General features: G+C 57.4%; 9 protein-coding genes. 6 read left to right on the forward strand and 3 right to left on the reverse strand.

Annotation, left to right across the window (positions count from 1 at the left end; all coding sequences use genetic code 11):
* The 6 genes from CIK87_RS08090 (at nt 1) to CIK87_RS08115 (ending at nt 8,322) form a co-directional block, all read left to right on the forward strand.
* Nucleotides 1-1,893, forward strand: coding sequence for a hypothetical protein (locus CIK87_RS08090; RefSeq protein WP_094386764.1), 1,893 nt, complete (start codon nt 1-3; stop codon nt 1,891-1,893).
* A gap of 168 nt (nt 1,894-2,061) precedes the next feature.
* Nucleotides 2,062-3,057, forward strand: a complete 996-nt coding sequence (locus tag CIK87_RS08095; protein WP_094386765.1) for an NAD(P)-dependent oxidoreductase — start codon at nt 2,062-2,064, stop codon at nt 3,055-3,057.
* Between the two features lie 95 nt (nt 3,058-3,152).
* Nucleotides 3,153-4,067: a phosphatase PAP2 family protein gene (locus CIK87_RS08100; RefSeq protein ID WP_094386766.1), complete on the forward strand. Its 915-nt coding sequence runs from the start codon at nt 3,153-3,155 to the stop codon at nt 4,065-4,067.
* Between the two features lie 24 nt (nt 4,068-4,091).
* On the forward strand, nt 4,092-5,432 hold the full coding sequence (gene miaB / locus CIK87_RS08105; protein ID WP_094386767.1) for a tRNA (N6-isopentenyl adenosine(37)-C2)-methylthiotransferase MiaB: 1,341 nt from the start codon (nt 4,092-4,094) through the stop codon (nt 5,430-5,432).
* Nucleotides 5,433-5,486: 54 nt separating this feature from the next.
* Nucleotides 5,487-7,316 (forward strand): ABC transporter ATP-binding protein, encoded by a 1,830-nt coding sequence (locus CIK87_RS08110; protein WP_094386768.1) that lies wholly within the window; start codon nt 5,487-5,489, stop codon nt 7,314-7,316.
* Nucleotides 7,282-8,322 (forward strand): lysophospholipid acyltransferase family protein, encoded by a 1,041-nt coding sequence (locus CIK87_RS08115; protein ID WP_371327115.1) that lies wholly within the window; start codon nt 7,282-7,284, stop codon nt 8,320-8,322. Before CIK87_RS08110 ends, CIK87_RS08115 begins: the two co-directional genes overlap by 35 nt.
* A gap of 252 nt (nt 8,323-8,574) precedes the next feature.
* Here CIK87_RS08115 and CIK87_RS08120 read toward each other — a convergent pair whose 3' ends face one another.
* The 3 genes from CIK87_RS08120 to CIK87_RS08130 all read right to left on the reverse strand — a co-directional run bounded on the left by CIK87_RS08120 (nt 8,575) and on the right by CIK87_RS08130 (nt 14,734).
* A complete protein-coding gene (locus CIK87_RS08120; RefSeq protein WP_094386769.1) occupies nt 8,575-9,411 on the reverse strand; it encodes a Bro-N domain-containing protein in 837 nt (278 codons plus the stop codon).
* A gap of 119 nt (nt 9,412-9,530) precedes the next feature.
* Nucleotides 9,531-12,230 carry an alpha-L-rhamnosidase gene (locus CIK87_RS08125; protein WP_094386770.1) on the reverse strand — a complete coding sequence of 900 codons (2,700 nt, stop codon included), beginning with the start codon at nt 12,228-12,230 and terminating at the stop codon, nt 9,531-9,533.
* Nucleotides 12,227-14,734 (reverse strand): glutaminase domain-containing protein, encoded by a 2,508-nt coding sequence (locus CIK87_RS08130; RefSeq protein ID WP_094386771.1) that lies wholly within the window; start codon nt 14,732-14,734, stop codon nt 12,227-12,229. Before CIK87_RS08130 ends, CIK87_RS08125 begins: the two co-directional genes overlap by 4 nt.
* Nucleotides 14,735-14,774: the final 40 nt, after the last annotated feature.

Below are 14,774 nucleotides of genomic sequence, written 5' to 3' on the forward strand. Positions count from 1 at the left end.
ATGCCCACAATCTCCATTCAACGCAGCCTACTCATTGCCCTTCTGGGTCTGTCGACAGTAGTCTCCAGCGCACAGTCACGGTTCGACAAGTGGAAGTTACCTTCCTGCACCACCAAGAAAGGCCCCAATGGCCTGCAGGGTATCGTCGACAGCTCTGGCCAATGGGTTGTCCAGCCTTACTTCGATTTCCTCTTCTTCCCCTATCGATGCTATTTAGGCGAGGCACGGTACAAGGGGAGCAACGACTATTATATTATAGACCGCGACTTTAACATTGTGGGAAACGGCACTTATCCCTTTGCCGATATTACGCCCTACTACATTATCATCAATGACCACCCCAACTGCTATGTTATCAATGCCCGAGGCCAACGCATCAGCGACATTTATAGTGAGATAAAGATATGGGACTATGGCACCGACTGGGAGGGCGAACTGCTCTTCTGCCGACGCAAGGACAATGGCAAATGGGACATACTGGGTGCCGACATGCAGCGCATAGGCAACGGCCCTGTAGATGGAGACCGACAGTATGGTGACCGTATGTACGATGTATGGCCATACCCTCTGCGCAACAACGCTGACGGTCACAACGAGAATATAATAGGGCTGATACGGTTTGTAAAGGACCGTCACTACGGCCTGATGAACATGGCCGGCGAGGTCATTGTACCTCCCATATACGCCGATATAGACAACCTGTATCTGGATGATGACATCTACACCCAAACCAAGTACAAGGGCACTCAGTGTACACCCGAACAGATTGAGCGGACGGCTCTCTTCACCTGCAAGACCGACCGGGGCACCATCGTGGTAATCGATGCCATGGGGCAGACGGTCATCCCGGAACAGAAGAAACCCAAGCACATGGTCAAGCACATGGCTAAGAACATGGTGAAGTACTTGGGGCCCTATCTGGCACGTGCCAACGACAACGACAAACTGTGGAAGACTCGGATAACGGCTCCCTTCTACGAGTTCATCGCCCGTGTAGACAAGTGTTTTATCACCGAGATACCCAAGACGGCCAAGACGCAGAACCTGCTGGCCATGGCACAGGCCGACCAGGCTCAGAAAGACCGATTGCTGGCTCGGCAACAGCGCAAGGAGACTGCCAATAGGCAACGACAGCAGGCACAGGCGCGGAATGGAAATCGCTCTACTTCCACGCAGACTCCACGCAGTGCGGCCACGCAGTCGCAGGCTAAACGTCACGTGGCGCAGACATCGGCAGGCATCGTCCATCCCGCCTTCGGAACCTTACCCGCTTCCAACACCACTTACTTCTATGCCAAATCGGGCGGCAAGGCTGGCGAGGTGAGCCTCAACATCACGGGCCACGCCAATGGTGGCTGCTGGATACAGCTCCGAGCCTACAACCTGGGTATCCTTGCCCGCGATTTCGGCCCCGACAACGTGAAGTATGAGAGCGACTACATCGTCGTGGGTGGACGTTTCTACCAACCGGGATTCCTTAGTTATAGCCAGGGCGCCTACATCGATGCGCCGACCATAAAGATAGCCAAAGACTGGAGCCACATTATCTATATCCCGCTCAAAGGGCAGCAACAACTGTACGACCGCCCCATTGCCGAGTCGGTATACAGGCAACATGAAGCCAACATCAATCGATACCATGCCCAGCATGGTTTGTTTGAGTATGACGCCAACCACCAGCGACAGGAAGCTGAGTACAATAACCGCCGCGCCCGGGAGATGCGAAGCAACAGCCCGTCAAGCAGTGGGCAGCAGCGGAAAAATACCCGCAAGCCGGCTGGAAAGAAGATGGATGTGCGCGTGGACGAGCCCAACTATACCGGCAATACCGAGCGCGCCTGGTGCGAGCAGTGCCAGAAGTGGGACATTCCCCATCGTCATATCAAGAAGTAGCCACTATCGCCGCCACCACCAAGACGCCACCCACAGGCATGGGAGACAGGGGGCGCAAGCCCCCAAATGTGGTGGCGAATGGGGCAAAAACCAACAAAATGGTGCAATTATTTTGTAATACGCTTATTTTCATGTAATTTTGCATACTGATTACATAATTCACCATTAATGAACATACTTATAACGGGTGCGAGCGGCTTTATAGGCAGCTTTATCGTTGAGGAGGCATTGCGCCTTGGCATGGAGACCTGGGCAGCCGTGCGCCCATCGAGTTCGCGTAAGTATCTCGCCGACCCACGTATCCACTTTATCGAGCTGGACTTCTCTTCGCAAGAGCGATTGGAAGAGGCGTTAAGCCCCCATTCCTTCGACTACATCATCCATGCCGCCGGAGCCACGAAGTGCCTCAACGAGGACACGTTCTATGAGGTCAACACCGAGGGAACCAAGCGGCTGGTCAAGGCGATACTCAACCTGCAGATGCCCATCCACCGCTTTGTTTATCTCAGTTCGCTCAGCGTGATGGGAGCCATACGCGAAGAGCAGCCCTATCAGGAGATAACCGAGCACGACTACCCCCGCCCCAATACTGCTTACGGCAAGAGCAAACTCAAGGCCGAAAGGTTCCTCGAGTCCGTAGGCAACAACTTTCCATACGTCATTCTCCGACCCACGGGCGTCTATGGCCCTCGGGAGAAAGACTACTTCATGATGGCGAAATCCATCAGCAACCACATCGACTTCGCCGTAGGCTTCCAGCGTCAGGACATCACCTTTGTTTATGTCAAAGACGTGGTGCAAGCCATATTCCTCACCCTCGACCACGGCATGAACGGTCGCAAATACTTCCTCAGCGACGGCAATGTCTATCGTTCGTCCGATTTCAGCAACCTTATCCGTAAGGCATTGGGCAACCCCTGGTGGATACGCATCACTGCGCCGGTTTGGGTGCTGAGGATTGTGACATCCATAGGCGAACTCGTGGCGCGTTCCACCGGACGCATCTCAGCCCTCAACCACGATAAGTTCAACATCCTGCGCCAGCGCAACTGGCGTTGTGACATCGAGCCCACTATGGACGAGCTGGGCTACCACCCCCACTACGACCTCGCCCGCGGCGTGGCCGAAACCATCGACTGGTACAAGAAAGAGGGATGGCTCTGAAGCCATCGGCTTGCATATCATAATACATACAAGAAGTGAAAAAACTGTTAGATTATTTCCGCATAGAGAAACAGCCGCGCCGCGGACTCCTGGCGATGGAGTGGGTGGTGCTGGGCTATCTGGTGTTTACCCTGCTCTTTATCCTGTTTACCTATACCAAGCTCGCCAACCCCGACTCGATGATTTGGGGCCGCATGCGCGTGGTGGCGATGATGGCTGCCCTGTGGACAGTCTATCGCATCGTGCCCTGCCGTGCCACTATGTTTGCCCGAGTTGTGGGACAGATGGCGCTGCTGGCATGGTGGTATCCCGATACCTATGAGCTCAACCGCGTGCTGCCCAATCTGGACCACGTCTTTGCCCAGTGGGAGCAGGCGCTGTTTGGTTTCCAGCCCGCGCTGGTGTTTGCCGAGAAGTTCTCCTCGCCCGTCATCTCCGAGCTGATGAGCATGGGCTACGCCGCCTATTACCCCATGATAGCCTGCGTGGCTCTGGTCTATTTCCTCCGCCACTATGCCGAGTTCCAGCGTTGCATATTCGTCATCATGGCATCGTTTATGGCCTTTTATGTCATCTTCGACCTGGTGCCGGTCGTGGGCCCCACCTTTTATTATAAGGCGGTAGGTCTGCGCCATATCGCCGAAGGCGTGTTCCCCAACCTGGGCCACTACTTCAGCACCCACACCGACTGCCTCGCCACTCCGGGCTATACCGACGGCATCTTCTACCAGATGGTCGAAGACGCCAAAGCCGCCGGAGAACGCCCCACGGCAGCCTTCCCCAGCTCTCATGTGGGCATATCCACCGTGTGCATGCTCCTGTTGTGGCATGTGCGCAGCCGCAAGCTCCTGATATGCCTGCTGCCGCTCTACGTGTTCCTCTGCCTCGCCACGGTCTACATCCAGGCCCACTACGCCATCGACGCACTGGCAGGTCTGGCCACGGGAGCCCTCTTCTTCGCCCTGTTCATGGCCGTTTCGCGCGGCATGATTGAACGCAGACACAGATAGAAAACCTATAGAATATTCAAGATAATGAAACAACTGTATATAGAGACCTACGGATGCCAGATGAACGTGGCAGACTCTGAGGTGGTGGCTTCCATCATGAAGATGGCGGGCTATGACCTGTGTGACAATGAGGCCGACGCCGACGCCATTTTCCTCAACACCTGTAGCATACGCGAGAACGCCGAGAACAAGATATACAACCGCCTCGAGACCCTCCATGCCGAGCAGAAGAAGGGCCGCAGCCTCATCCTGGGTGTACTGGGATGTATGGCAGAGCGCGTCAAGGACGAACTCATTGACCACCACCACGCCAATCTGGTATGCGGGCCCGACAGCTATCTCAATCTGCCCGACATGATGGCGCAGTGCGAGACCGGCCACAATGCCATCGACATCGCCCTGAGCAAGACCGAGACCTACCGGGATGTAATCCCGCAGCGTATAGGCCTCGCCCACATCAGCGGATTTGTCAGCATCATGCGCGGATGCAACAACTTCTGCCACTACTGCATCGTGCCCTACACCCGAGGCCGCGAGCGCTCACGCGATGTCGACAGCATCCTGCGCGAGGTTGCCGACCTGCGCGACCGGGGCTTCCGCGAGGTGACGCTGCTTGGCCAGAACGTCAATTCCTATGGACTCTCGCCCGCCGGCAAGCGCGAGGAGGGCTCCACATCCTTCGCCCAGCTGCTGCGGCTTGTGGCGCGCTCGGTGCCCGATATGCGCGTGCGCTTTACCACCTCCAACCCCGAGGATATGACCGACGACATACTCTACGCCATTGCCGAGGAGCCCAATCTCTGCCACCACATACACTTCCCGGCACAGAGCGGCTCCAACAAAATACTCCATCTGATGAACCGCAAGTACACCCGCGAGGACTATCTGGAGCGCATAGCCGCCATACGGCGCATCATACCCGACTGCGGCATATCCACCGACCTCTTTGTGGGCTACCACGACGAGACCGAGGAAGATCAAGAGCTCACCCTCTCGCTCGTGCGCGAGGTGGGCTTCGACAGCGCCTTCATGTTCAAGTACTCCGAGCGACCCGGCACCTACGCCTCCAAACATCTGCCCGACAATGTGCCCGAGGAGGTCAAAATTGCCCGACTCAACCAGCTCATACAGCTCCAGACCGAGGTCAGCGCCGAGCAGAACCGCAAGGATGTGGGCCGCGAGTTCGACGTGCTGCTCGAGAGCGTGAGCAAGCGCAGCCGCGAACAGCTCATGGGACGCACCCCGCAAAACAAGGCGGTAGTTGTGGACAAGGGCACCCACCACGTGGGCGAAACCATACGCGTGCGCATCACCGGCAGCACCAGCGCCACACTCTTCGGCGAAGAAATACACGCCGAGGCGTAAAAAACATTACCCCTTTTGTTGTTTTATATTCATAAATGACATACCTTTGTAATTATGAAAGAGTTTTTACAAATTATCAGACGGTTCGTACCGCCCTATAAGCGTTATCTGGTAGGCTCGGTGATATTCAATATCCTGGCAGCCATACTCAACATCTTCTCGTTTGCAGCCATCATCCCCATCCTGCAAATACTCTTCGACGTCAAGGGACATGCCACAGCCACCCACCTCATGGATTGGGGCAGCGGCAACATCAAGGACGTGCTGTCCAACAATGCCGACTACTACGTGCGCGAACTGATCAGCATCACCAACCCCGTGACCACTCTGCTGCTGATAGGTCTGATTCTCACCTTCATGACCTTCCTCAAGACGGCCGCCTACTTCCTGTCCTCGGCAGCCATCATACCTATGCGTACAGGCGTGGTGCGCGACATCCGCAACTCGCTGTACAAGAAGATAACCTCGCTGTCGCTCGGCTTCTTCAGCGAAGAGCGCAAGGGCGACATCATCGCCCGCATGAGCGGCGACGTGCAGGAGATTGAGAACAGCATCATGGCATGGATAGACATGCTCATCAAGAACCCCATCCTTATACTCTTCTACTTCTGCGCCCTGCTCTTCATCTCGTGGAAGCTCACCCTCTTCACCCTCTGCTTCGTGCCCCTCTTCGGATGGTTCATGGGCGTGGTGGGACGCAAGCTCAAGGCCAGCAGCATCAAGGTCCAGGCGCTATGGAGCGACACCATGAGCCAGGTCGAGGAGACCCTCGGCGGACTGCGCATCATCAAGGCCTTCTGCGCCGAGGAGAAGATGAACCAGCGTTTCGACCGCACCAACTCCAGCTACCGTGACAACCTCGCCCGCGTGCAGGTGCGCCAGCAGGCCGCCCACCCCATGAGCGAGTTCCTGGGCACACTCATGATTGTCATCGTGCTGTGGTTTGGCGGCATCATGGTGCTGCGCAGCCACGTCATGACGGGCCCCACATTCATCTACTATCTCGTCATCCTCTACTCCATCATCAACCCGCTCAAGGAGTTCTCGCGCGCCAGCTACAATATCCCCAAGGGTCTGGCCAGCATGGAGCGCATCGACCGCATACTCAATGCCGAAATCGACATCCGCGAGAAGAGCGACCCCGTACACATCAGCGGGCTGGAGCACCAGATTGAGTTCCGCCACGTGTCCTTCCGCTACGACCAGCAGTGGGTGCTGCGCGACATCAACCTCGTCATACCCAAGGGCAAGACCATCGCGATCGTGGGACAGAGCGGCTCGGGCAAGTCTACCCTGCTCGACCTCATCCCCCGTTACTACGATGTGCAGGAGGGCGAGGTGCTCATCGACGGCATCAATGTCAAGGACCTGGGCATACACGACCTGCGACAGCTCATCGGCAATGTCAACCAGGAGGCCATCCTCTTCAACGACTCGTTCTACAACAACATCACCTTCGGCGTGAGCAACGCCACCAAGGAAGAGGTAGAGCGCGCCGCACGCATAGCCAATGCCTATGAGTTCATCACCGAGTCTGAGCACGGCTTCGATACCAACATCGGCGACCGCGGCGGACGACTCAGCGGCGGACAGCGACAGCGCGTCAGCATAGCCCGCGCCATACTCAAGAACCCGCCCATACTCATCCTCGACGAGGCCACCTCGGCGCTCGACACCGAGAGCGAGCGACTGGTTCAGGAGGCGCTGGAGCGACTCATGAAGACGCGCACAACCATCGCCGTAGCCCACCGACTCTCTACCATCAAGAGCAGCGACGAAATCTGCGTGCTCCACGAGGGCCGTATCGTAGAGCGGGGTACCCACGACGAGCTGCTCCAGATAGACGGCTATTACAAGAAGCTGCACGACATGCAGCAAGTTTAACCCCACGACTACCACTATGATGCGTATCTTATACAAGTTCATCTTCGGACTGCTCTACCTGCTCTCGCTGCTCCCGCTACGGGTACTCTACATCGTGTCAGATTTCTTCTATCTGCTCGTCTACCACGTTGTGGGCTACCGCAAGCGACTCGTGCGCAGGCATCTGGCAGAGTCGTTCCCCGAGAAGTCCGAGACACAGCGCCGCGCCATAGAACGGGGCTTCTACTCATGGTTCTGCGACTATCTGGTCGAGACCATCAAGCTCCTCTCCGTCAACCGCCGATGGATGATGCGCCACATGCGCTTCACCGGAACAGACAAGGTCAACGAGGCCATCGAGCGCGGACAGTCCGTGGGCATCTATCTCGGACATTTCTGCAACTGGGAGTGGATTACCTCACTACCCTTGTGGGTGACACAGGCAGCACAGTGCACACAGATATACCATGTACTGGAGAATAAGGAGTTCGACCGCCTCTTCCTGCATCTGCGCTCGCGCTTCGGGTCTGAGAGCATACCTATGGCAGAGACTCTGAGACGCATCGCGCGCTACCGTGCCGAGCACCAGCCTATCATCATGGGATATATATCCGACCAGATACCCTTCTGGAACAACATCCACCACTGGCTCGACTTCCTCCACCACGATACGCCTGTGCTCACGGGCACCGAGAAGATAATGCGAGGCACCCGGCAGGCAGTCTTCTACATCGACGTGCGCCGCATACGACGCGGATACTACGAGGCCCACTTCGTGCCTATCACCGACCATCCCGAGCAGACCACCGAGTGGCAGCTCACCGACCGCTACTTCCAGCTGCTTGAGGCGTCGATACGCCGGCAGCCCGAGTGCTATCTCTGGACCCACAACCGCTGGAAGCGCAGCCACGAGGAATACAATCTGAGGCTCGACCCCACCACAGGCATCGTCAACCTTACCGACTCGGTCGAAGAGCTGAGACGCAAGCGCAACGCTGCAGCAGCGCAAGACAACAACCCACTATAAACCCAAACATATATAAAACCCCTTTTACACCAGTAGGATAAAAATATACTATTTATAGAGGAAATCGGTCATTAGAGGTTGATTATTTGTGGTCATAACCTAACGCTTTTTACACTCAATCAATAACATTCTCCAAGTTTTGATTAGAGTGGGGCTTACTTTTTGAAGAAACAAGCCCGAAATCCCATTTTCAGAGGACTCCGGGCGAGGTATTTGTGCTCTTTAGAGTTTTAGCGGACAGCAAAAATATTCTTATTCATCGTTATCTTCTATATTTGGCAGATAATCACTGGCTTTAGCCTGTGTTATCACTCCGTGTCCCAGCTTTGACTCCAACTGCGTGCGTGCCGCTTTCGCCACGCTGCCACCATCCTTAGCAACTTGCTTCTGCTGATGGAATCCATTAGGGTTGCGCTGTTTGGACAACTCCGTGGCAGATGCCTCGGCAAGCATATTGAGAGCTATCTCCATGTTGGTCATATTGTCGCGCAGGCTTTCCTTCTTCAAGCCTTTGAAACTCTTGTACTGTTTGGTCGTCATTCCGCTCCACTCTTGGGTAATGATGTCGGTAAGAGAAGCATATTGCAGGCCTTGCTGTACACCAGTGCGTGCCCATTCATCGGTGAGTTCTTTTCTGATTTCTATAGACTTAATACGCTGGTTTATCCAAGCATCGGAATATCCCAAACGTTTGTAGTCAACAATGGCTTGGTCTATGCTCTTTTCAGGATCCTGCATCTGTTCCAAACGAGTGCTTGCCACCTGTGCCATCCATACCTTGAAAGGCTCTGCCTTCGGTGAAGGAATCGACTGGATAATGCGGAAGAGTTGCTCAGTGTCGGCAACGTCAGTCATGCGCAATTTGCCGTCTGAGGCACGAAGTTTTAACCCGTGACAATTTGTCACGGTTTCATTACCTTCTTTTTTGAGCCTCTGCTTCAGCTTTCTCCAATAAGCATTGGCATCTTTGCTGTCAGTCAGCACACCGCATACATCCACAATGGAGAAATACCATTTTTCCTCCTTATCGTCCCATACAGTGCGCACCTTCTTTTCTTCAAATAGTTGAAGAGATTCCTTCTTCGTCATATTATTCTATTTCATTATCATATTGTCAATCAATGTTATCTTCTCTAAGCAAGCCCTAATGACCGATTTTGGGGTAATTGTGGTTATTGAGCTTGTGCCCCCTTTGACGGTCTATCGCCCTACCTGATGGCGGTGCTTACCTCATAGGTGCCCGAACCATAGTGGCGCGTGTCGTAGGTGCCTCCACGCTGGGGGATGCACACTTCGGCAGTAGTATTGGCAGGGATGGTAAACTGCCAGTGCAGCATATTGCCGTCTCTACGCCAGCGGCTCTCTATGAGACCATAGGGCGAGCGGTGGGTGGCATTGACATGGCTCAGACCCTCTGGGATGCGGGGCTGCAGACGTATGTGGCTGTAGCCGCGGCTGTCGTTGGTCTGACCAATGCCCGCCAGATACTGGTAGTACCAGATGACGAGGTCGCCCAGGAGCATGATATGGTTGCCCGAGTTCATGCGTGGGTTGGCGGTGTCGCCGTTCCACAGTTCCCAGATGGTGGTGGCTCCGTGGTCGGTCATGAATCCCCAACTGGGATAGGTGCGGTTGGTGGCGAGGGTGTAGGCTATGTCGCCACGCCCGTAGTCGGTGAGTCCGCGCATGATCTCCTGCGTGCCCAGCACACCGGTAGAGATATGGGGAGTGCCGGCGGCGGTCATCTTGGCTACCACCTGGCCAAACACTCTATCGGCCTCGCCCTCGGGCACCAGCCCCCAGCGCAGCGCCAGGATGTTGGCGGTCACCGTGTTGTTGTCATACCAGCCCTTGTCGGCATGGTAGAAGCGGCGGTTGAACGCCTCGCGCGTCTCCCTACCCATCTCCTGCCACAGCGCCACATCAGCGGTCTTGCCCGCTATCCCGGCAAAGCGCTCCATGAGCCGGCACAGCCGGTAGTAGGCTGCCGTGGCGAGCACGGGTCCGCGGGTGATGCGTGTAGAGTCCTTGGAGTGTATGAGTTCGGGGCTTTCGGGCGGCAGACACCAGTCTCCGTAGACATCGCGGGTGATGATGCCGTGGTCATCGTAACGGTTTTTGAGGTGCAGCATGAACTTCTTCATCGGCTCATAGGCCTCGCGGAGGGGCTGCGAGTCACCATACTGCTCGTCGAGCATCGCTGCCACGGTGTACCACGCCATGGGCCAGGTCACATTGTCACTGTATACGCTCCAGTAGCGCGGTGCGATGTCGCTCACCACACTGTCGGCACGCTGCGTAAGCGTGATGTCGCGCACCCATTTGGCGTAGAGCTGGTGGGCGTCGTAGATATAACTGGCGCCATAAGACCCTGTGGCGTGGTCGCCGAGCCATCCCAGCCGCTCGTCGCGCTGCGGACAATCGGTGGGTATGCCACGGTAGTTGCCGCGAATGCCCCAGACGGCGCAGTGGTAGACGGCGTTGATGGTGGGGTCAGAGGTGTCGAAGGTGCCGGTGGTGGCCATGCGGTCGTAGACCACCCGCCCCTGGATGTCGGCAAGCGATGGCTGGCGCTTGAAGCCGCTCAGCTCGACAAACCTGAAGCCGTGGAGGGTAAACCTCGGCTCCCAGGTAGCAGCCTTGTGGGCGCTCACGTAGGTGTCGGTGACGAGCGCCGTGCGCAGATTGAGCATGAAGAGCGAGTCGCGGTCCTTCATGCGCTCGGCAAAGCGCAGCCGCAGCGTGTCGCCCTCGTCGCCGCGCAGTCTGATGCGCAGCCTTCCCACCATGTTCTGCCCCATATCCATGATATAGCGGCCGTCGGCAGTACGGTAGATGGAGCGTGGCGCCACGCTGTCCATCACCTCGATGTTGGGGTTGATCTGTGCGCGCACCACGGGCGCCGGAGTCTTGACGCGCTCGGCTTGCCGCCAGCGGCTGTCGTCATATCCGGCGAGGCTCCAGCCCGGCATCTCGCGGGTGGCGTCGTAACGCTCGCCGTCAAACTCGTTGTTGGTCTGTATGGGGCCGTCGGCCATCATGCGCCACGAGGTGTCGGTGGCGATCACCGTCTGGCGGCCGTCGGTGGTGGTCACCACGAGCTGGGCCAGGAGCCGTGGCAGCCCGAAGCCGCGCATGCCGGGGTTGCGCATGGCCATGAAGCGGCCGTTGCCCAGCACCACGCCTATGGCGTTGGCTCCGCGCCTGACCTCGCGGGTCACATCAAAGGTATTGTACATCACCTCGCGGTCGTAGTTGGTGGGTCCGGGGGCAAGCACCTGCGTGCCTATGCGGTGTCCGTTGATGTAGGCTTCGTAGAGTCCCAGTCCGCTGATGTAGAGCACGGCGCTCCTTACGCGCCCCGCGATGCTGAAGTCGCGGCGCAGATAGCGGGCGTTGATGCGGGTGCGTCGGTCCTTGGGCGCCTCGACATCAGAGTCGAAGCTGCCACCTATCCACAGGGCACGCCACTCGGTGCGGTCCATCAGGCCAGTGAGCCAGTTGCCCACGCGGCTCACGGCGCTGCCGGCTGTGGTCTGGCTCTCTATCTGGTAGTAGTAGCGGGTGCCGCTGGCGAGCGGCTGTCCTGCATAGTCGATGTAGAGCTGGCGGTCAGACGGCTGACGGCCAGAGTCCCAGAGGTCAGCTTTGCCCTTGCGCAGCAGCTGTGGCGACGATGCCACGCGTATGCGGTAAGCCGTCTGCTTGACGTTGGGCACAGAGGCATCAAGCTGCCAGCTGAAGCGTGGTCGGGGGCAGTCTATGCCCTCGGCGTGGTCGAGCCCCTCGACGCGGGTGGCTGTCACCGCCACAGCGGGCTTGCCCTTGGCGGGGGCAGCAACGGCATTGGTGGCTCCGGACATCGCCGTAGCCACCAATAGGGTCAATGATAGGAATGTGTATTTCATTTCTTCTTGTTGTTGTCCATCAACACTTTCATCCAGTAGCCACCGATAACCGAGCGGGCCTTAAATCCCTGCTGGCGTCCCGTCTTGGTGTTGTGCCAGTCACTGATGGGCACGCGTGTGGGCGTCTCGTTGACATAGGTGTAGACAGGCTCCATGAGTGCCTCGAAGGTCTTGGCGTTGGGGGCCATACCCGCGAGCCACATGATCCAGTCGCTCTTGGTGTAGTCCTTACGACAGTCGAGCGGCAAGCCATACTTGTTCTGCTTGGTGAGATAATACTTGAACTCGCGGTCCATCACCTTGTCCGAGAAGATATGGGTGCCCCACATCTTGTCCCACACGATGTTGTACTTCTGGCTCCAGGTGCCTTCGCGGTCGTAGGCGAGCCGGTAGTGGTCGCCCTCGCGCGCCATCTGCTCCCACTGCTTGCCCATCTCGCGGGCCTTGGCCATGTAGCGCTTGGCCACGTCGGCATTGCCACGTATCTCTGCCATCTTGGCATAACCGGCCACACCCATGATGGCCTTGAGCGCCAGATTGGCGTTGTGTGCCCAGTGTCCGGCGAAGTCGTCGGTGCAGAGCTGGTTGGCGGGGTCGAGTCCGTGTTCTACCAGATAGTCGGCCCAGGTGGTGATGATGTCCCAGTAGCGGTCGGCGTAGGCTGTGTTGCCCTCGATGCGCGAGATTTCGGCGGCGAGGGTGAGCATATTGCCAGCCTCCTCGAGCGGCATGTCGGCTCCGTATACCTGGCCGTTGGCTATGGGATAGGTGCCCAGGTCGTGGGCGGCAAAGGGCTTGTCCCACCGGCCGCTGCGGCTATACTCGAAGATGCTGGTCATCATGGCCTTGACCAGTTCGGGATTGTATATCAGGAAGAGGGGGGCTGAGGGATAGGTGAGGTCGACGGTGTTGACACAGCCGTTGGACGCGTTCTCCTTGGAGAAGAAGAGCAGGTTGCCGTCGTTGTCTTCAAAGAGCTTGTGGGCTGCCATGACATGGCGGTAGGAGGCAGAGAGCAGCTCGGCGTAGTGCACGTTGCCTGCGGCGAGGGCGTCGTCGTAGATGCGCTTGTCGAGCAGGCGGCTGCGCTCCATGATATTCTGATAGTCTCTATGATAACGGTCGAAGGCGTCAAAGATGGTGGTGCGGCCGTCACGTGCCCAGTAGCCCTTGTAACGGTGGAACATATACTCGATGTCGAAAATCTCGTCGTAGCCTATCATCATGTAGCTCTCGGCAGTAGAGACCTGACCCAGGTTGCGCATATAGGCGAGGGTGGGCACATCGTAGCTCTTGCGGCTTATCATCTCGGTCTGGGTCGCGAGCAGGGCACCTTTGCGTATGAAGGCGGTCATCATGGCGGTGCTCTCGCCCAGGCTCACGGTACCATTGACGGCGGGCATGTAGAAGTAGCCCCAGTCGATGCACACTCCGTCGCCCTTGGTGGCAAGGATGGCTTGGTTTATGGTGCCTGTCTTGACATAGTTCACGCCATTGTGGGTCTCAAAGGTAGACCGCGTGGGCTGGGGCTTCTTGAACTTGGCCACCATGGGGTCGGCGCCCATGAAGAACTGCACATCGTGGGTCTTGCCGTCGGTGGCTGCCACGCGGTAGGAGATGTATCCCACTGGGGTGGAAAGCAGCTCGAGGTCGTCGTAGAGCATGGGCGAGGTGAAGACCACGTCGAGTTTGACGGGGCCGCACTCGAAGGTGTAGTAGGTGCTGGTGGCGAGCACGCTGACAGAGGTCTGGCGCGCCTGGCGTATCTCCTTGAGCACGGGGGCAGCGTCGCAGTAGAGGCCGAAGTCGGCCAGTGCGCCCTTGGTGCCATTGTGTCCGTGCATGGCAATGAGGTTTTCGCCCTCGTGCAGCAGCCGCTTCATGTCGGCAGTGAGCGCGATGCGGGCGCCGTCTCTATAGCCCTTCTCGCTGCGCACCTGGGTGCCGTTGATGAAGAGGGCGCCATCGTCATCGTGCGACCAGATGACATAGAGGTCGCGGGCGAGCTGGTCGGCAGTGAGCGTGACGGTGCGGCGTATGTAGATATTGCTGCCGTCGCCGGTCCAGAGCGTGCGCATGGTGAGGTTTTCCTTGGTGCCAAAGGCGGCCTTGCCCTGCTTCCATGCGGTGTCGTCGAAGCCGGGCTTCTGCCATCCGTCGGCAGGAGTGTCGGTGGTGTAGCGGCCCTCCCATTCGGCGTCTTCGGCATTGGGCGCCACCACGTCGAGCAGCTTCTTGCCCGGGGCTCCCATGAAGCGGTATACCTGTCCGTCTACGCGCAACAGACCCTCGAGGGGCTTCTGTCGGGGCGACCAGTGGGTGATGTTACCATCGTTGAGGTGGTCGTAGGGCGACCAGAGGGTGAAGTAAGGGTCATTGGTGATGAGCGGAACGGCAGGCAGGCGCAGCGCTGTCTGGCGATAGGGCTCATAGAAGTTGTCGGCCTTGGCGTAAACCAAGAATGTGGCGAGAAGCGCCACCAATAGCATTGATTTCTGTTTCATGATAATGGTATAGAGATAACGTGTAGTAATGATAAAGTCT

It is taken from the genome of Prevotella sp. P5-64 (assembly GCF_002251285.1).
GTDB lineage: Bacteria > Bacteroidota > Bacteroidia > Bacteroidales > Bacteroidaceae > Prevotella.